Raw genomic sequence first — 19,962 nt, forward strand, 5'->3', positions numbered from 1 at the left:
AAATAGGCAATCAGGACCGATTAACATCTGGGTTTAACTATATTGATGGATTAAGTCAGATATCAAATATGGGTGAAGTTGCATGGGGAGGTGCGGAAGTTGGACTTCAGGCAATAAGGCATTTTGCGGATGGTCAAGGTCCCAAATTACTTGCAAGAGAAATTGGATTTGGTACACAAGAAACTGCCGCCGCTTTAAGAGGAACATTAGGAATAGTAAGTACAGCGGGAAAATATTTAGGCGCTGCAGGGCAAATTTTAAATACTGCTGTTTATGTTAGTAAGTTGTTGGATCCTAATGCAAGACTGTCTACAGGAGATCACTTAGGCTTTTGGACTGGTACGGTTGTCTACGGTGCGGTGGCAATTATTGGAGGGCCTGTAACAGGAGGCATTGCATTAGGTTACGGCTTAGGAGAGTTGGGATCGTGGGCTTTTACAGGTAAATCAATTGAACAAAATATCTTTGATAAATGACGAAAATGATAAAATATTTACTTTTTATAACCCATAATTTTTTATTAATGCTCTCTAGAATTAATTCTAATGATATTTGTTTACGGTGCATTAACACGGTTTCAATAATACTTTGTAACGGATTTTTTAGCTGTTTTGGAATAATTTACATGTTTCTTATTAGCAGACGACTCGTTTCCTTTAATAAGTTGTTTTTTTTTACATTTTCAATAATTTTTTGTTTAATAGTATTCATTTTTATGCATAGGTCATACTTGAAAAGTTATGATCACATAATGGAGGAGTTAAGTCTAACTTATAAGTATAACAACAAGAAATACATTTTATTTTTCCTAATTAGCTTTTTCATACCGATACTTCTGATAGGTATTGGTTTAGTGATTTTACGGAAATTTTTGTACTAACATCATTTCCTAGAATATGATAGGTATACTTTTAAATTAAGAGAAAGATGCCAATCAGGGTACAAAGGTTAAGTCTCGGTTTGACAATACAGGATTATCTTTCGATGCAATTGGAAGAATGGTTCTTAGCGGTGGTCTGGCTGGGTGAAAACGGTAAATATTCTTTAATACTGCTGGCAATCAGGAAGCAATCGGGCCATAATGAGATGTAAATTGGAACAGTGTATTTTGGTATAGCTGGTCGTGTTGCTGGAATGGGAATAGATCTTCTAAGTTTAAAAAATGGCACCGTGAGCTCTGGGAAATTTGGAGTAGTGACTGCAATATGTGTTTGAGGCAGCCCCTTGAGCTATATTATCTGGCTAATATTTTAGCATAGAGGCTTATTATCCAAAAGTTGTGAATTAGGAGATTATGATTACGGGGCCAGACAATATGATCCAGTGATTGGCAGGTGGAAAGTAGCAGATGCTTTGGCGGAATCTGCCGCAAATTTAACCCCTTATAGATATTGTTTTAATAGCCCGGTAAACTATGTTGATCCCCATGGCTTATACGAAGTTATTTCTAATGAAGAGACGAAGATAACCGATGCAGGAGAAATTAGCAGCTTGCTGAATTACATCAGTCAGGGTGGAATGACCGCAACTACAAATGAAATTTCTAGTTATATTACAGCAAATTTTGAATTATCATTGCCAGGAGTTACAGTATACGGTAATAGTGATAAAGCTTACCAGGACGCTGGAAATCAAATTTCTAAATCTCAAAGCGAGGCATTGAATCAAGCGGGTCTTGGGGGAGGGAATGGAACAGGTAATCAGGGGGTTAACTGGTTATCTAAAAATGATGGTACCATCAGCAATTATGCTGCTGGTTGGGGATATGGCACCGGAGCTACTGGAAATCGGATAGGTAAAATTATAAAGGCAAACTCTTTGTATGGAGCTCCACTAGAAACAACATTTATTAAAACATTCGTTGGCAATGCAGAGGTATCAACAAGTGCTTTAAGAACGACAGGTGCAGTCCTAAGGGTAGCTGGAAATCTTGCCGGAACTGCCGGATTAGGAATAACTTATTATCAATATAAAACAGGACAAATATCAGGGACAGAGGCTTCTGTGGATGCCACACTTGGAGCTATTGGCTTTTTAGGACCTTGGGGGGCGGCAGTAAGTATTGGCTACTTTGGTGGGAAATATTTATATGAACATTATTCCGGAAATACTTTGTTTGATAAACCAACACAATGATGAGAGCATATAATTATTTATTATTCAGACTATACCGTTTTTATACTGATAGAATTAAAGAAAAAGACATTCCTTTAATATATACATCCACAATAAGTACTATTCTTATATATTTTAATCTAAATACAATATATTCCTATCTAGTTTATAAGGATATTCTTAAAGAGCTAATGCCTAATAAATATTACATATTAATCCCTATGGGGGCAATATGGATACTTAATTATTTGTTTTTTGTTAAAGATATACGTTTTTTAGAATGTGATTTCACTAAAGATCTTAGAGGAGGTATATTAATAATTATTTATTTCTTATTCACAATTTACACTACAATTGTGATGGCTAATTATAATAGAGATAAGATAATTAAACAAAATATTAAATATCCTGCTACGGAACATGTAAAGCAAAGGCCGTCATTGGAAGGAAAAATAAGGAAATGGTGGAAAGATACATTTTAAAGTGTTAAACTTACTAAGTAATCCAAGTTCGGCCAAATCAGCCGAGTCCCGTATCTTAAATTAATAAATACTTGTATAATGGTAAGGAGATCCAAGATGAATTAAGAACATACGATTGTGGAGTCAGACAATATGATCCGGTAATTGGCAGGTGGAACGTAGCAGATGCTTTGGCGGAATCTGCCTCAAATTTACCCCTTACAGATATTGTTTTAATAGCCCGGTAAACTATGTCGATCCCCATGGCTTATACGAAGTTATTTCTAATGAAGAGACGAAGATAACCGATGCAGGAGAAATTAGCAGCTTGCTGAATTACATTAGTCAGGGTGGAATGACCGCAACTACAAATGAAATTTCTAGTTATATTACAGCAAATTTCGAATTATCATTGCCAGAAGTTACAGTATACGGTAATAGTGATAAAGCTTATCAGGACGCTGGAGATCAAATTTCCAAATCTCAAAGCGAGGCATTAAATCAAGCGGGCCTTGGAGGGGGTAATGAAATAGGCAATCAGGACCGATTAACATCTGGGTTTAACTATATTGATGGATTAAGTCAGATATCAAAAGAAGGATTAATTGGATTATTAGCAAAATACTTATTTGACAAAATAATATCGTAATCTCCCTTATTTAAATGGTCTCTTTGAAAACTGTAAACAGCAAATTTCTGAATTTATTAAAATCTTAATCATAAGAAGCATCTCAAGCTTTTTCAAATCAAATAAAAAGTGGTTCAACAATCGTCCCGCCGAGTCGACAAATATTAAGAATAAAGCTATTTCAGTAGAAGACATATCAAATATCATTGACAAATACGCGCTAAAACCATCCATCAGCTAGATCCTTATTCAAAAATTTTTGCCCTATGCGCTCTTCCCCATAAACGTAATTCTATCATTACATTTTTTAAACTCCTGCCGTGATCAGTGATAGCATATTCCACACGTGTAGGGAAAGAGTTGATTACTTTCCGGCTCACCAGTTGATTTACTTCCAGATCTTTCAACTCCTTTGATAATGTTTTATCCGTAATACCCGGAACCTCACGTGCTATTTCGTTAAAACGTTTACTGCCGAAAGACACGGCAATGATAATAGGAATTTTCCACCTGCCATGTAAAGCATCTAGTGCGTCTTTTACCGGCATGATCCATTCGCCGCAGTCTCCTGTTAATGTGTCCTCTTTTTCCTGGTTTATTGATTCCATATCCTACTACTATACCTTTAGATAGTGCTATCCAAACTGAAAGCGCTATCGTTTAGATAGCAAATATGACTAATTTTGATAAAAAATAAAGAAAATAAAGATGATAAAAGCTAAAGGATATGCCGCTCAAAGTTCAGGCAGTAAATTAGAACCCTGGGAATTTGACAGAAGAACAATTGGGACACGTGATGTATTAATACAGATTTTGTTTTGTGGTGTTTGCCATACCGACCTGCATATGGTAAATAGTGACTGGGGACCAGGCACTTTTCCGATGGTGCCGGGCCATGAAATCGTCGGACGCATTATTGAAACAGGAAAGGAGGTTTCCAAATTCAAAATAGGAGACCACGCAGGTGTAGGTGTCATGGTGGATTCATGCGGCACCTGTCCAGACTGCCAGGCACACCAGGAACAGTTCTGTTCGGTAAGCCCCGTACAAACCTATGGCAGCAAAGGTTATGACGGATTAACAACTTATGGTGGCTATTCAAATGTAATTGTAGTAGATGAAAAATTCACTCATCTGATATCGGATAAACTTAACCTGGCAGCTACAGCACCACTTTTATGCGCAGGGATCACCACTTATTCACCCTTAAAAAAATGGAAAGTCGGCAAAGGTCATCAGTTAGCTGTGGTAGGTTTAGGTGGATTGGGACACATGGCCGTTAAATTCGGTATCGCCCTAGGTGCTGAGGTTACCGTACTGAGCACTTCGGAAACCAAAAGAGAAGATGCCAAAGCACTCGGTGCCCACCATTTTGTTGTAACTACCGATGTGGAAGAGTTGGCAACAGTAAAGAGTAAATTTGATTTTATTTTGGATACCGTTTCTGCTAAACACGATTTAAATTTATATATCACTTTACTTAAAACAGACGGAGTACACATCTGTGTTGGCATTCCTAATGAGCCGTTTTCACTTTCTCCGTTTTCTTTGCCTAATGGTAACAAGGTGGTTGCAGGTTCTGGGGCCGGTGGATTGTCCGAAACCCAGGAAATGCTGGATTTCTGTGCAGCACATGATATCGTTTCTGAGATCGAATTGATTGATATTAAAGAAATTCATCCCGCCTTTGATCGCATGATAAAAGGACACGTAAGATATCGCTTTGTCATAGATCTGTCCACTCTTAGATAACTAGTCAAAAATAGAAGAGTTATAAAGTCTCTATAACTCTTCTATTTTTTCACGATATTTACTAGGCTTTATTTAGGCAAATTAATGCCGGGGCTGGCGCAACGAGCTAGCCTATCATTTAAGATTTGAACATCCGCCATCTTTTACCAGATTATTCAAAATAAAAACAAATCTCACGCCGGCAGAATTCAGGCGCATCTTAAATTAAGCCATATGGCTTTCAAATTGCGTATTTTGTTCCAATTAGTGTTTTGCAAATTTAGTAGAAAGGTAATCTAAAATACTACCCGCAAGTAATGTCGCAGCCCCTATTTGAAAAAGCAGCTGATAGGAATGTTCCACTGAAAACAGAAAGGATAATAAGTATGCGGTACCAGCATGCATTATTGAAAATACCACCGTCATACGGCTCCAAACCTGCTTTTGTTGTCCATGCCATACAAGTTCGGTAGTCCTGCCTGCAGCTAATGAACTTATGCCCAACGCCAAACTACCTACAAAAACACTTGACAGGGCCAAACTCCACTTCGCTGTAGATATCAAAGCAATACAACACCTATTGCTTTGACTAGCACGCTAATTTTTATACTTTTAGCAAAACCTATTTTGTCCGCAATAGCTCCTGTAAGAACCGGGCCGATTGCAGCTGCCAAGCCTAATAACCCCCAAAAGCGCGTACCTGCTTCAATACCTCTATGCAAACCTCTGCTGATAAAGTCTACCCAAAATACAGTATGCGGGACAAAACCGACAGCGTTACATGCATAAGATAACATAAGGAAGATGACAGGTCCCGACCATAATACATATTTATTGGTGTGAGATGATTGGCCTGGCTCCGGTGTATGTTTTTCGTTGCTACCCTCAGGCCAACCTTTCCAAATAAGTAAAGTCAGCAAAAAAGACAAGCCAGCAAATGTTAACCATGTAATTTGCAATCCTTGCTAAACCAAAAAAGGAATAATTGTATCTGCGAGCGCTATGCCTATACCAACACCTGAAAATATAATACCGCCAATAAGGCCTTTACGTTCTGGTGAAGCATTTTTGAACATAGTCGGTGCGGTGATAACCATTATCACACCTTCTGCGAAACCGGCCAGTAACCTGATCAGGAAATAAAATGAATTTTATAAACTTAAAATTTACGACAGTGAATTAAAAAACCCCAATTTCAAATTATATTCGTTATTGGTTGCACATTACAAAAACGTTTCTGAACAAATGGATTATGCTGTTAAACCAGATGAAAGCCAGATCAATAATTTTGGATATCAAATGATGGCTGCTAATCAATTCAAAAAAGCAGAAACTTTATTCAAACTCAACATTGCTAACAATCCTAACAGCGGCAATTGTTATGATTCAATTGGCGATTATTATCTTAAAATCGGGGATAAAACTAAAGCTATAGAGAGTTTCAAAAAAGCTTTAACGTTGAAACCAATTCCGGAAAGCAAGGAAAAATTACAGAAGGTATTAAATGAGGAAAAAAAACAGTAACAGAATCTATCATAATCTTATCAACTCAATGACAGAGTTGATAAGATTATTGCTCTTTAAAATTTCGCCTTTTTAATAATTAAATACCCTTCTACCCCGACACAAAAGTACTGACAAGCATTGCCTCCTTAAATCTATCATTTAAGAGAGCGTTTTACTTCCTTTTTCTCAGACTTTAATGGCAGCAATAAATCCAAAACTATGTCTTAAGTGCTTTGAGGCTAAAGTGATCTGATTTTCAACACTTCTTTTTGATATTCCCAATTCCACTGCTATTTCCTGGTTAGAAAGGTTTTTAATTCTACTCATTTTAAAAATCTCTTTACAACGAAGAGGAAGCTGACTGAGATGTCTATCCAGTTCCCACTCCAATTCTACTTCTATCATACGGATTTCACCTTCATTCGCTTCAAAAACTTTGTTTTCATAAGCGCTTTGATCTGTAAAAGTGAATGACAATTTGCTGGCCTTTGCGTGGCTATATATTTGATAGCGTACCGATTTTAAAAGAAAGTTTTTCAACAAGTTTATTTCCAGCGTTTTACGGCGACTCCAAATACTTAGAAAGATATCATGCACAATTTCTTCACTTACTTCGTGATCTTTTAAATATCGGAAAGATGTATGATATAATAATTCCCAATACCGGTTAAAAAGGGTAGTAAATGCAGCTTCGTTATCGTTACGGACGGCGCTCCATAAATCAACATCACTATCAGAAGTCATAGGTATATATTTGGTTGGTTAAAATTATAAAAATATTCGACAATTAACAATTGACTTATTCCCAAATAATATTTTTAAAAGTGTGTGAGTTAGAAGCTTATTTCAATACTTACTATTAACCAAATAATAAATCTATTCATGATCACCAAAGAAGAATACCTGATCCTGTACAGGAAAAATCTTTCCGGGCTTTGTTCCCCTGAAGAGATAGAATTGCTGAATGCTTACCAGGATAATATTGAATTGGTTGATACCTGCTGGGACGAAAAAGGGCTAAATAAACAAGATGTACAGGATCGGATTTGGCAGCGTTTGACTGAAAGCAGAAAAACCACTGAAAAACGAGTACTGCTTAAACCAGTCACCGCAATGTTTTTAAAAATAGCTGCTATGTTAATACTGGTCACATCAATCACCTTATTTTTTTTCAAGTCAAATTTTCATAAAAGCCCATCTTCTTTTCCTGTTACCACAGTAAGATACCCAAATATTCATTCTGGTGGAAATCAAGCTATTCTTACAATGGCTGACGGATCAACAATCACACTTGCAAGTGCTAAAAACGGAAAGCTGGTTACCCAACACGGCGTTCAGATTTGTAAGGAAAAAGATGGGATGCTTACTTATCATTTTAATAGCGATAAAGGAAGCACCGGCAATGATGGAAATAATACGATAACAACTCCCCGGGGTGGTCAGTATGAGGTGGTATTGTCTGATGGTACCAAGGTTTGGTTAAATGCAGCTTCATCTTTGCGTTTTCCTGTAGCTTTTGCCGGAAGCTGCAGAAATGTAACATTAACAGGCGAAGCTTACTTTGAAGTTGCGAAAAATAAACACAAACCCTTTCTTTTAAAAGCTAACGGGACGAATATACAAGTGTTGGGCACCCATTTTAACGTAAGTGCTTACAGCGATGATGCGGCGGTAACTACAACCTTGCTGGAGGGTTCTGTAAGATTAGTTAAAGACGCAACCGTGGCCATGCTTAAACCCGGCGAGATGGGAACCTCCCTAAATAACCAAACCGCTATCAGGGTTAGAAAGGCAGATATTGAAAAAGCTATGGCCTGGAAAAATGGGTATTTCCTTTTTGATAATACGGATATACGCATCATTATGAAACAGGCAGCAAGGTGGTATGATGTAGACGTAGTATACCAGGGATCAGTAAATAAAAGTTTTGGAGGTAAAATATCTAAGTACAAAAATATTGATGAATTATTAAAAAACCTGGAATTAACAGGAACTATACAATTCAAAGTAGAAGGAAGGAGGGTAACAGTTATCCAGTAATCCGTTACAAAAGAATGAGCTACCAGGTATGGGAAGCCATGTTATGGTATTATATCTCAATTGTCTTCATTAACAATCCTAATCAAACAACCATATGTATAAAATCTTTACTATAAGAACCTGCGGCTTTTATTTCCGTGTGTCACCTGAATTTCTCAGAGCAATGAAACTAACTGTCGTTTTATGGCTTGCTGCCTTCCTGCATGTAAGCGCTGCAAGCTACCAGCAGAAAATTGATTTAAACGTTAAAAATGCACCATTAAAAGAGGTATTGGCAAGTATTGGTAACCAAAGCGGCTTTAGCTTCATTTACAATGCTGACATGATCAGTATAGCTAAACCGGTTAACTTATCAGTAGCGAATGACCCCCTTCCGGAAGTTCTGGAAAAGTGTTTCTACGATCAGCCTTTGAATTATGTAATCAATGGAAATACAGTGGTGATCAGGAAAAGAAATGACGAGGAGAAGGCGTTAAAAAAAAGAATGGTTATTCCGCCGATTACTATAACGGGAACCGTAAAAGATGCTAAAGGGCTGCCTGTTCAGGGTGTCTCTGTCCGGGTAAAAGGAACCAATGCCGGTGTAGTAACAAATGCGGACGGAAATTATTCCATCAATGTGCCTGACGGTAATAATACCCTAACTTTCAGCTTTATTGGATTTACAACTCAGGAGATAACTGTTGGTACTAAAACCAGGGTAGATGTAGTTTTAGCAGATCAGGATTCAAAACTTTCTGAAGTTGTGGTTGTGGGTTATGGTACCCAGAAAAAAGCAAACCTCACAGGTGCTGTTGCAACAGTTGGCGCCGCACAATTGGAGAACCGCCCCGTTACAGGTGTTACCAATGCCCTGGCGGGAACGGTTGCAGGCCTTACGGTTGTATCCACTAGCGGTCAGCCGGGTAAAGACGCAGGCGCTATTAACCTCAGAGGTCAATCCTTGAATACGACCAGCGCATTAGTGGTTATTGACGGTGTTATTTCCGGTACCAATGAACTGAATAACATCAATCCGGACGACATTGACAATGTCTCTGTTTTAAAGGACGCGGCGTCCGCATCAATTTATGGAAACCGCGCCTCGGGCGGCGTTATTGTAATTACTACGAAAAAGGGGAAAAAGGGTACTGCGGTAATTACCTATACGAACTCTTTTGGTAAAAACTCAGCTATAGCTTTGCCTGATTATCTTCCGTCATGGCAAGCAGCCAGCATGTATGATCAGGCACGGGTAAACGAAGGCCTTACCCCTGTTTATAGCGATGCGGAGATACAAAAATTTAAAGACGGTTCAGATCCGTATAATTATCCCAATACAGATTGGCTGGGACTATTTTATAAAGGCAATGGTTTTCAACAAAATCATTATATAGGCGTGAGTGGCGGCAGTGAAAAAACAACTTATGCCCTTTCCTTGGGATATTTTGATGAAAATGGAATCACTAAAAATACCAACACTAAGAAATACACATCACGCTTAAATTTAAGTACCCAATTAAAAGATAATTTATTAGTTTTCGGGTATTTATCCTATGCCTATCAACCTGTATTAGAGCCCCAAAGCTCACGTCCAGGTTCCCCGGGCTTTGATCAGGTGATCTTCCAGTTCAACAGGATTTCACCAATCATCCCGGCATATTTTAAAAATGGCGATTATGGAAGTATATCCGATGGAAGCCCTTTGGCCTGGATCAATTCCCCTTCATTTAATCAGCAAAACTTTTATAATTTTCAGGGCAGCGTTGGGGCCGACTGGGAAATTATAAAAGGACTCCACTTTAGACCATCATTAAACTACAAGCTGAATACGAATCAAAACTCTGATTTTATTGCATCTGTGCAGTATTATAACCCCGATGGCAGCACCCTCGGTCAGGCAAATGTTAATAATTCTACACAGTACTACAGCAGCTTTACCTACGTTTCGCCACAGGCATTATTAGAGTATGGAACTAAAATAGGTGATAACAGTATTAAAGTGTTAGCGGGTGCATCGCAGGAATACAGCCATAATTACAATTTGACCGGTTATCGGCAAAATTTTGTAAACAATAGTTTAAGTACGCTGAATACAGCGCCGCCAGCAGATCAATCGACAGGAAGTGACGCTTATGATGCTTCCCAGCGATCTTTTTTTGGCAGGGTTAATTACGATTATAAAGGTAAATACCTATTAGAAGGCGATATCAGGGATGATGGATCATCACGCTTTTCTCAAGCCAACCGATGGGGTGTTTTCCCGGGCGCATCTGTAGGCTGGAGGGTTTCTGAAGAAGACTTTTTTAAAAAGTTAAAAACTGCAGTGTCCAGCTTAAAGTTACGCGCATCCTGGGGTAAATTAGGTAACCAGGATATTACAGGATACTATCCGGCCATTGCCACAGTAAGCTCTGGTCAAAATTATCCCTTTGGCGGTACTACCGTTGGTGGCGTTGCGCCAACCGCCGGAGTTTATCCCGACATTGTATGGGAAAAAAGTGCACAAACAGATATTGGTTTAGATGCCGATTTTTTGAAAGTATTTAGCTTTACTACTGATTATTTTTATAAAAAAACGAGTGATGCTTTATATCAGGTAACACTTCCTCAAACTTATGGATTAACAGCACCATTTGTAAATGGTTCCACTTATCGGAATGCTGGCTGGGAATTTGCCCTGAGCTACCATGATAAGGCTGGCGATTTCAGGTGGAACATATCAGGAAACGCTACATTAATTAGTAATAAAGTGTTACAATTAGGTACCACCAATGCACCGCAAATAAACGGCGGTATTATCAATACAGTGGGACAACCTCAAGGTTCTTTTTACGGATATGTAGCTGAAGGAATATTCCAGAACGAAGCACAGGTTAAAGCACATGCCAACCAAAACGGTATCAACCCGAACACCGCTCCCGGCGATCTGATCTATAAAGATGTGAACGGGGACGGAAAGATCGATGCAAATGACCGGGTAGTATTAGGTTCTAATTTTCCTAAAGTAACCTTCGGTTTAAACTTAAACCTGAATTGGAAAGAGTTTGATTTTACAGCGTTTTTCCAGGGGGCCGCGGGTGTTAAAAACTATATTCAGTCAGTTGCATTGGGCCAAAACGGAATTGCAGTGGGTAAGCCAACTTCTGCCATGGCAGACAGCTGGACGCCAAGCAATCCAAATGCCACTTTCCCACGCTTGTGGCTTAATTATACGCAGAACGACCCTTCATCTACTGTTTCGTCATTTTGGGTAAGAAATGCAAATTACGTGCGCTTAAAAAATGTACAATTAGGTTATACGATAAAGGAATCATGGGCAAAAACTATAGGGATTAAAAAACTTAGGGTATACTATAGCGGGCAAAATCTTTTAACGTATACCAGCTTTTACAAATGGATAGATCCTGAAGCTCCCCTCGGAGCAAACGGAGCTGGTTATCCACAGCTTAAAATTCATTCTATCGGCCTAAATGTAACTTTTTAACATTTCTTAAAATTGGAATCATGAAAAATAAATATATCTTAATTATATTCACATTACCGTTTTTGTTTTCGGCCTGTAAAAAAGAGTTTTTAGACAGAAGTCCGCTGGATGCATATACCAATAACACGTTATGGACCTCGGCAAATGATGCCAACACAGCACTTGTAGGTGTTTATAATGGCTGGATAAATCCAGATTTAATTCCTGGCCTTGATTGCGTATCAGATAACGGTATTGACCAATACCCATGGGAAGGTTTCCTGGTATATGGCAATGGTACCGTTAACCCTTCCCTTGTTGGACCTTTATCATACCCTACTACTAAAGGTATCAACGTTTACGATTTTACTACGATCACCAAGTGTAACTTCTTTTTAGCCAACATAGATAAAACCCCTATGGATGCAACCTTAAAAGCGAATATGAAAGCCCAGGTGAAGTTTATACGTGCGTATAAATATTCTGTAATGAGCCAGCTGTATGGTGATGTGCCATTGATTACAACACCACTTACGCCAGACCAGTCTCTTGCATCAGTTAGAGCACCAAGGGCCGAAGTAGTTAAATTTATCATTAGCGAACTCGCAGCGGCGGCAGCAGATTTATCTGTAGCCTCCAATTCGGGAGACGGCCACATTACAAAAGGTGCAGCTTTAGCCTTAAAAGCAAGGGTTGAACTTTACACTGGTAATTATGCAGATTGTATTGCCGACTGCCAGGAAGTAATGAAGATGGGCTATACATTGTACCCGAGTTACACCGATCTTTTCCGAATGGTAGCCCAAAACAATAATTCTGAGATCATTATATCGGCACAATTTGTCCAGTCAACCTATGCAAATCATATACCAGGCGAAATATCATCAAACTCTTCCGGCGGATATTCATCTTTCACTCCCTTACAAAGCCTTGTAGACGCTTATGAGATGGCCAATGGCAAACCTATAACCGATCCTGCGTCCGGCTTCAATGCGGCTGCTCCTTATGCTAACCGGGACCCCCGCCTGGCAGCCAACATTATGTATCCTGGCGAAGCATTCACACAAGTGAACGGTAGCCCTACACACTATGATCCTTTTACTACAACATCTGCTGATTATTATGCAAGCCGTAACAATACTTCGCTAAGCGCTTACCTGGTAAAAAAATATACCTCAAACCTAACCGACTTTACCCAGTTATTCAATACCGGGTTGAATATGCCCATTATTCGCTATGCAGAAGTTTTATTGACAGATGCCGAAGCCAAAATAGAGATGGGTAAAATTGATGGTACTGTGTATGATGATATTTCTGCGGTACGGGTTAGGGCAGGCATGCCTCCTGTTGATCTATCAGTATATAACAATCAAACTTCCCTGCGTGCTCTGGTACGCAACGAGCGCCGGGTTGAACTTGCATTTGAAGGCCTCCGCTTTTTTGACATCCAACGCTGGAAAATTGGCCCGCAGGTAATGTCCGGACCGGTTTATGGGGCCAAACTGGGCACCATAGATCCCACCGGTAAATACACCATTACAGGTGCGCCGTTAAACATCGAAACCAGAGTTTTTGCTGATAAAAATTATTTGTGGCCAGTACCACAAACTGAAATCGACCTTAATAAAAATACAACGCAAAACCCTGGCTATTAGAGTTGAGGTAGAGCAGGAAAAATGAAAGATAAAATTGCCAGAAACAAATCATTTAATTTAAGTTTTATGAGCTATCAAAATCAAAAAATGAGCACTATAGCAATCTTAACATTGTTGGCATGCGGCTTTTTAGCGTCACCGTTAAAAGCACAGGAAACTACTGTTAAAACCGCCGCAGGGGCAAGATACGTACCCCAAAAACTAAGTGAGTTACCACAAATCCACGGGGCCCGCATTATTGGTGCAACACCGGGCCATCCATTTTTGTTCCGGATTCCGGTTACCGGCAAAGGGCCATTGGTATATAGTGCTAAAAACCTGCCTAAAGGGCTTATTTTGGACACAAAAACCGGGGTTATTTCCGGTGCACTGGCAGGCGAAGGTACAACAGAAGTAATCCTGAACGTGCGCGGGGCAAAGGGTTCTGGCCATCGGCAATTCACCATCGTTGGCGGCGAACACAAACTGGCCTTAACACCACCTATGGGCTGGAACTCATGGAACGTATGGGCAGGCGCTGTTGATCAGGAGAAAGTAAAAGCTGCGGCTGACGAATTAATAAACACCGGTTTGGCCGCTCATGGTTATCTGTATATCAATGTAGACGACACCTGGGAGGCAGGCCGCGACGCTCAAGGTAATATCCTGACCAATAAAAAATTCCCGGATATGCCCGGCCTGTCAAATTATATCCATAAAAAAGGATTGCGCTTTGGGATCTACTCTTCACCAGGTACACTCACCTGTGCCGGCTTTACTGCGAGTTACCAGCACGAAGATCAGGATGCTGTTACCTATGCTGCCTGGGGGGTCGACTATTTAAAATATGATTGGTGCAGCTATGGCGATATAGCTAAAGACGATAAATCAATTGCAGCCTACATGAAACCTTATCAGGTGATGGGCTCTTCACTGGGAAAAGTTAATCGTGATATTCTTTACTCGCTTTGCCAGTACGGCATGGGCGATGTTTGGAAATGGGGCAGTGACCCTTCTGTAAACGGTAATGCGTGGCGTACTACCGGTGATATCACCGACAATTGGCACAGCTTGAAATCAATTATTGAAAGCCAGGCTGGGCACGAAAATTATTCTGCACCCGGGCACTGGAACGATCCGGATATGCTAATGGTGGGTATTGTTGGATTTGGCAAAACCCATCCTACAGGTTTAACACCCAATGAGCAATTGTTGCACATCTCTATGTGGAGCATGTTATCGGCACCCTTGCTAATTGGTTGCGATATGACCCGTTTGGATAAATTCACTGTTGATCTGTTGTCGAATGATGAAGTGATTGACATAGATCAGGATCCGCTTGGAAAAGCAGCATCGCAAATCGTAAAAAATGGTACCAGTGAGGTTTGGTCCCGGCAATTGTTTGATGGAACGCATGCGCTGAGTCTGGTAAACATGGGTGATGGTGCGCAAAAAATTACCGTTAAATGGTCAGACGCAGGTATCACCGGTTCAGTGTCTGTCCGTGATCTTTGGTTACATAAAAATATTGGCCTTTCAAAAGATAATTACACAGTTGAGGTACCCGCACATGGCTGCGTTTTACTAAAAGTGAGCACATCAAAAGAACAAAAATAACAACTTTGCATTTAATTCTACCACCTGTTATTAAACCAGAAAGTCAATTATGAATCCAGAAAGTAATATAATTGCTAAATCCCGTTGGCTAAATCAAGCTAAATTCCTGTTTTTATTTGTTTTATCATCAGCAGCGATGCTGGCTTCGGCACAAGAAGCTCATAAAGTGATCACGATAGAAACGCGGCATAATGCAATGGCTTTGCAGGTAGGGGCAAATAAGCGCGTGTCCATGATTTATTTCGGACATAAACTTGCTCATAGTGATGAATATGCAAATATTCCCTCCCTGCGCCGCCAGGGAACAGATCCTTCAGGAATTGCAAATTCTGCTTATACGCCCGCTGGTTCACGTAATTTACTGGAGCCCGCCATAGAGGTAACTCATGCCAATGGCAACACTTCGCTTGATTTGCAATATGTGAGCGATCAGACGCAGAATGAAGCCAATAATGTATCAACAACCAGCATCGTTTTAAAAGATCCTGTTTATGCTTTTACCGTAACACTTTATTATAGAGTTTATGCTGATGATGATGTGGTAGAACAATGGTCGGTGATTAAACAAACCGAAAAAGGCAACGTGACCCTGCATAAGTTCGCCTCAGCTAATTTGTATTTGACTGCTAATTCTTACTGGCTGAACCAGTTTCATGGTGATTGGGCACGGGAAATGCAGCCGCAGGAATCAGAACTTACGGCCGGAATTAAAACGCTGGATTCTAAATTAGGAACACGTACTGATCTCTTTCAGCCACCTTCCTTTATGGTTTCTTTTGATAAACCTGCAACGGAAGATGAGGGCAAAGTGTTATTAGGATCCCTGGAATGGTCGGGCAATTTTAAAATCGACCTGGAAGTTGATCCGACAAAAAACCTCCGGTTGATTGCGGGGATGAATCCCTACGCTTCTGAGTATTCCTTGAAACCAGGAGAAGAATTTAAAACACCAGCTTTTCTCTACACCTATTCTGAAGAAGGAAAAGGAAACGCCAGTAGAAATTTACAACGATGGGCAAGAGATTTTCAGATCGTAGACGGAAAAGGCGCGCGCTTAACTATCCTCAATAATTGGGAATCTACTTTCTTTGACTTTAATGAAACCAAATTGGCAGCTTTATTAAAAGATACGAAAAAGCTTGGAACAGATGTTTTTCTACTTGACGATGGCTGGTTTGGCAATAAATATCCGAGAAATAGCGACAATGCAGGTTTGGGCGACTGGAAAGAAAATAAAGCAAAATTGCCAAGTGGAATTGGTTACCTGGTTAAAGAGGCGCAAAATAATGATGTAAAGTTTGGTATTTGGATAGAACCAGAAATGGTGAATCCTAAAAGTGAGCTGAACGAAAAACACCCGGATTGGGTGATCAAACAGCCAAACCGTGAAGACTATCTTTACAGAAACCAGAACGTTTTGGATTTAAGCAACCCTAAAGTTCAGGATTTTGTTTTTGGCATTCTTGATAACCTATTCACTAAAAATCCCCAGCTCGGTTTTATCAAATGGGATTGTAACGCTGTGATTTATAATGCGTATTCAGCGTATGAAAAAAAGCAGTCGCATTTATACATTGATTATGTAAGAGGGCTGTACAGCGTTCTCGCGCGTGTTCGTGCTAAATATCCAAAAGTGCCGATGATGCTTTGTTCTGGCGGAGGCGGCCGGGTTGATTATGGTGCTTTAAAATACTTTACCGAGTTTTGGCCAAGTGACAATACAGATCCTTTAGAAAGGGTTTTCATCCAATACGAATACTCCTACTTTTATCCGGCAATAACGTCTGATAACCATGTTACAGACTGGGGCAAACAACCCATTAAATTCAGGACAGATGTAGCAATGATGGGCAAGCTAGGTTTTGATATCATGGTAAGCAAGTTGAATGCCGATGAATTGCAGTTTTGCCAGCAAGCCATACAAACTTACAAAGGTTTTAGTGACGTGGTTTGGCACGGCGACCAGTACCGGTTACTAAGCCCCTGGCAAAATGATTTGGCTTCGGTTCTTTATTTAAGCGAGGATCACAGCAAATCCATTATGTTTAATTATTTGGTAAGCAACCGTTATGACGCGGGTAGTCACCTGCCTATTCCATTAAAAGGCCTTAATCCTGATAAAAGATATACGGTCAAAGAAGTAAACCTGTACCCGGGAACTAAGTCGGCTATCAATGAAACTCTTATTTTTACTGGTGACTTTTTAATGAAGGTTGGTATTAACCCAGTTGTAAATGCACATCGGGCAAGTGTAATTTTGGAGATTGATGAGGTGAAATAAGGTAAATGAGCTATAATTGTTTTCAACGCGATTGTTGTATGACATTTTCGGCATCAAACTTATGGATGGTTCTTATACACTCGATCACAAACAAATATCGTTAATCAACGGAGTAATATTCAAATCAAACTTTAACACTGAAACCACATATAATCAACATCTTAATGGGTCTTAATATCATCCCGATACTAATAAAAAAAGAGATCAAATGATCTCTTTTTTTATTACCTTTTTTACTTTGCGGATGACAATTTCGAATCAATGCCAAAAGGGCATCAACTCATAAACCCTATCTTTTATAATTTCTCTAAAATAAATTAAAATCAGTATTTAATTCCTAAAAAAGATCTACAGCACTTATAGTATCATTTATTGATATTCAAAGAAAATATTTGTGAAGTATTTGTAACGTGGCTAAGAAATAAGTGTCTATTAAGATATCTTTAAAAAACACTTCAATATTTACTATTATTCAACGCTAACAAAACCATTTCATGAAATCTTTTTTCTGCTCAATTCTTTTCTTATTATTTTCCTGTGGTATCTACGCACAAGAAATTAACCCCTTTACTACTGGATTCGAGGAAACGCTTCCTTCAAAGATCTTGGGACAGGAGCGTAAAATTTGGATACATATTCCTAATAGCAACGGAGGAAATAAAAACAAAAACAACGGACGTTATCCTGTAATCTATTTATTAGATGGAAGTGAAAATTTCAATACCGTTGTAAGTATTACAGAACATATGAGTGAATACAGCCTTTGTCCGCCAATGATTGTGGTTGGAATCGTACCTTCAAATAGAGTGAGCGAACTAACAATTGGTGCCGACAAAGAATTGCCTGGAGTTGTTGGCAATGGTGAAAAATTCATGTCTTTTGTAGAGAAAGAACTTATTCCTTATATCGATGTGACTTATCCGACCACATCTTATAAAACCTTTATTGGTCATTCCCTTGGGGGCTTAACAGTTATAAACACTTTCCTTCATAAACCGAATTTATTCAATTCCTATGTTTCTCTCGATGGATCTTTGTGGTGGGATAATCAAAAAAATGTAAAAGAAGCAAAAACGATTTTACCCAATCAAAATTATAAAGGAAAAACATTGTTTATCGCCATGGCCAATCGTCTGGAAAGAGGAGTAGATACACTAAGTGTTCAAAAAGATACTAGTGGGTCTACCGCCCTTATCCGTAGTAATTTAGAATTCATCAGAGACCTATCTAAAAACAAAAAGAACCAATTGCGTTTCAAATACAAGTTTTACGAAAATGACAATCACCCTTCAGTAAGATTGATCGGGGAATATGATGCACTTCGATTTATCTTTGAGTTTTATAAACTTAAAATTTACGACAGCGAATTAAAAGATCCTGATTTCAAATTAGATGCATTACTGGTTGCGCATTACAAGAATGTTTCTGAACAAATGGGTTATGATATCAAACCAGATGAAAGCCAAATCAATAATCTTGGATATCAAATGATGGGTAGCAATCAATTCAAAAAAGCAGAAACTTTATTCAAACTCAACATTACCAACTATCCAAACAGTGGCAATTGTTATGATTCAATTGGCGATTATTATCTTAAAAACGGGGATAAAACTAAAGCTATAGAGAGTTTCAAAAAAGCTTTAACGTTGAAACCAATTCCCGAAAGCAAGGAGAAATTGCAGAAGTTATTAAATGAGGAAAAAAAAGAATAACAGAGCCCTATTATAACCTTATAAATTTAATGACAAAAGCAGATATAAAATATGAATACTTAAATTACGCCTTTGAATAAGTTAAATATTCTGCCAGCCCGACTGCATAAAAAAAGAGGTTTTAAGCCTCTTTTTTTATGCAGTAAAATTATTGCTGAAAAACCGTTTTGCTAAAAACCAGATTGGCAGTGATTTGATTTGAAAATAAGCACTAATGCATTTTTATATACTCTGTAACTTACAGCACACCCGGCATCTTTATATCATCGATTAAAGGATTTGTTTTATTTAACCACAACTTATTCATGAATAAGTGATATCGCTTATGGTTAATTTAGAAAATTATACTCTACCTTTGGCCGCAAATGTTGAAACGTTTTATCGCTATATTGCTACTTGTTACATTGATCAGTTCTACCTGCTCAATGTTTTTCGTGTATGCAGGTTTTGAGATGAACCGTAAATACATCGCAGAGAACCTCTGTATCAACCGGGACAAACCCTGGCTGCATTGTGATGGCAAGTGCTATTTAATGAATAAGGTCAAACAGGCCGAGAAAAATGAAAAAAAGCAGGAAGCTAAGGATAACCTTACCAAAATGGAAGTTTCCTTTTTCCAGGAATCCCATCGGATTGCCTTTACAGAACCTATTATTTTAGAGGTACACAAAAGCATTTTTACACATTACGCTTATCAATACAGCAGCAGCTATATTGAAGCTATCTTCAGACCACCTAAGCAGGTCGTTTAATATCTCTATTACCCGTTTTCCGGGTATTCTTATCCATCTT

The 19,962-nt window shown here is 38.9% G+C and carries 16 protein-coding genes and 3 pseudogenes; 16 read left to right on the forward strand and 3 right to left on the reverse strand.

Features of this window, described 5'->3' with window-relative positions; all coding sequences use genetic code 11:
• From GSQ84_RS26515 to GSQ84_RS26540, 6 genes and pseudogenes are all read left to right on the forward strand, one after another.
• On the forward strand, positions 1 to 476 hold a 476-nt coding region (locus GSQ84_RS26515; RefSeq protein WP_216849050.1), incomplete at its 5' end, for a hypothetical protein.
• A 451-nt stretch (positions 477 to 927) separates the two neighbouring features.
• Positions 928 to 1,092: a hypothetical protein gene (locus tag GSQ84_RS26520; protein WP_158800421.1), complete on the forward strand. Its 165-nt coding sequence runs from the start codon at positions 928 to 930 to the stop codon at positions 1,090 to 1,092.
• Between the two features lie 201 nt (positions 1,093 to 1,293).
• Positions 1,294 to 2,136 (forward strand): annotated as a pseudogene (locus GSQ84_RS26525) (RHS repeat-associated core domain-containing protein); the annotation flags it as partial.
• Complete coding sequence (locus tag GSQ84_RS26530) at positions 2,133 to 2,597, forward strand: hypothetical protein (RefSeq protein WP_158800422.1); 465 nt, start codon at positions 2,133 to 2,135, stop codon at positions 2,595 to 2,597. The pseudogene GSQ84_RS26525 and the gene GSQ84_RS26530, both read left to right, overlap by 4 nt.
• A gap of 71 nt (positions 2,598 to 2,668) precedes the next feature.
• The gene (locus GSQ84_RS28525; RefSeq protein ID WP_158800423.1) at positions 2,669 to 2,824 is read left to right on the forward strand and encodes a hypothetical protein; all 156 of its coding nucleotides are present in this window, start codon (positions 2,669 to 2,671) and stop codon (positions 2,822 to 2,824) included.
• Positions 2,825 to 2,931: 107 nt separating this feature from the next.
• The gene (locus GSQ84_RS26540) at positions 2,932 to 3,225 is read left to right on the forward strand and encodes a hypothetical protein (protein ID WP_158800424.1); all 294 of its coding nucleotides are present in this window, start codon (positions 2,932 to 2,934) and stop codon (positions 3,223 to 3,225) included.
• Positions 3,226 to 3,449: 224 nt separating this feature from the next.
• Here the strand turns inward: GSQ84_RS26540 and GSQ84_RS26545 are convergent, their stop codons facing one another.
• Complete coding sequence (locus GSQ84_RS26545; RefSeq protein WP_158800425.1) at positions 3,450 to 3,812, reverse strand: helix-turn-helix domain-containing protein; 363 nt, start codon at positions 3,810 to 3,812, stop codon at positions 3,450 to 3,452.
• 100 nt (positions 3,813 to 3,912) lie between these two features.
• Between GSQ84_RS26545 and GSQ84_RS26550 the strand changes: the two genes are divergently transcribed.
• Together GSQ84_RS26550 and GSQ84_RS28530 are read left to right on the forward strand one after the other, a co-directional pair.
• Complete coding sequence (locus GSQ84_RS26550; RefSeq protein WP_158800426.1) at positions 3,913 to 4,956, forward strand: NAD(P)-dependent alcohol dehydrogenase; 1,044 nt, start codon at positions 3,913 to 3,915, stop codon at positions 4,954 to 4,956.
• A gap of 115 nt (positions 4,957 to 5,071) precedes the next feature.
• A pseudogene (locus GSQ84_RS28530) lies at positions 5,072 to 5,164 on the forward strand (AraC family transcriptional regulator); the annotation flags it as partial.
• A 35-nt stretch (positions 5,165 to 5,199) separates the two neighbouring features.
• Here GSQ84_RS28530 and GSQ84_RS28535 read toward each other — a convergent pair.
• Positions 5,200 to 6,032: pseudogene (locus tag GSQ84_RS28535) on the reverse strand (YbfB/YjiJ family MFS transporter).
• A 148-nt stretch (positions 6,033 to 6,180) separates the two neighbouring features.
• On the opposite strand from GSQ84_RS28535, the gene GSQ84_RS26570 reads away from it, so the two are divergent.
• Positions 6,181 to 6,459, forward strand: a complete 279-nt coding sequence (locus GSQ84_RS26570) for a M48 family metallopeptidase (protein WP_158800429.1) — start codon at positions 6,181 to 6,183, stop codon at positions 6,457 to 6,459.
• Positions 6,460 to 6,627: 168 nt separating this feature from the next.
• On the opposite strand, the gene GSQ84_RS26575 is transcribed toward GSQ84_RS26570, so the two are convergent.
• Positions 6,628 to 7,185, reverse strand: coding sequence for a sigma-70 family RNA polymerase sigma factor (locus GSQ84_RS26575; protein ID WP_158800430.1), 558 nt, complete (start codon positions 7,183 to 7,185; stop codon positions 6,628 to 6,630).
• Between the two features lie 138 nt (positions 7,186 to 7,323).
• Here GSQ84_RS26575 and GSQ84_RS26580 point away from each other — a divergent pair, with 138 nt between their 5' ends.
• The 7 genes from GSQ84_RS26580 (at position 7,324) to GSQ84_RS26610 (ending at position 19,922) form a co-directional block, all read left to right on the forward strand.
• On the forward strand, positions 7,324 to 8,481 hold the full coding sequence (locus tag GSQ84_RS26580; RefSeq protein ID WP_158800431.1) for a FecR family protein: 1,158 nt from the start codon (positions 7,324 to 7,326) through the stop codon (positions 8,479 to 8,481).
• Positions 8,482 to 8,644: 163 nt separating this feature from the next.
• On the forward strand, positions 8,645 to 11,947 hold the full coding sequence (locus GSQ84_RS26585) for a TonB-dependent receptor (RefSeq protein WP_158800432.1): 3,303 nt from the start codon (positions 8,645 to 8,647) through the stop codon (positions 11,945 to 11,947).
• A gap of 20 nt (positions 11,948 to 11,967) precedes the next feature.
• Positions 11,968 to 13,581 (forward strand): RagB/SusD family nutrient uptake outer membrane protein, encoded by a 1,614-nt coding sequence (locus GSQ84_RS26590; protein ID WP_158800433.1) that lies wholly within the window; start codon positions 11,968 to 11,970, stop codon positions 13,579 to 13,581.
• Between the two features lie 87 nt (positions 13,582 to 13,668).
• Positions 13,669 to 15,177 (forward strand): glycoside hydrolase family 27 protein, encoded by a 1,509-nt coding sequence (locus tag GSQ84_RS26595; RefSeq protein WP_158800434.1) that lies wholly within the window; start codon positions 13,669 to 13,671, stop codon positions 15,175 to 15,177.
• A 49-nt stretch (positions 15,178 to 15,226) separates the two neighbouring features.
• Positions 15,227 to 17,458, forward strand: a complete 2,232-nt coding sequence (locus tag GSQ84_RS26600) for an alpha-galactosidase (protein WP_254070997.1) — start codon at positions 15,227 to 15,229, stop codon at positions 17,456 to 17,458.
• Between the two features lie 494 nt (positions 17,459 to 17,952).
• On the forward strand, positions 17,953 to 19,170 hold the full coding sequence (locus GSQ84_RS26605) for an alpha/beta hydrolase-fold protein (protein ID WP_158800435.1): 1,218 nt from the start codon (positions 17,953 to 17,955) through the stop codon (positions 19,168 to 19,170).
• A gap of 365 nt (positions 19,171 to 19,535) precedes the next feature.
• Positions 19,536 to 19,922 carry a hypothetical protein gene (locus GSQ84_RS26610; protein ID WP_254070998.1) on the forward strand — a complete coding sequence of 129 codons (387 nt, stop codon included), beginning with the start codon at positions 19,536 to 19,538 and terminating at the stop codon, positions 19,920 to 19,922.
• Positions 19,923 to 19,962 lie beyond the last annotated feature (40 nt).

The organism is Pedobacter sp. L105, from assembly GCF_009765875.1.
Taxonomy (GTDB): Bacteria; Bacteroidota; Bacteroidia; order Sphingobacteriales; family Sphingobacteriaceae; genus Pedobacter.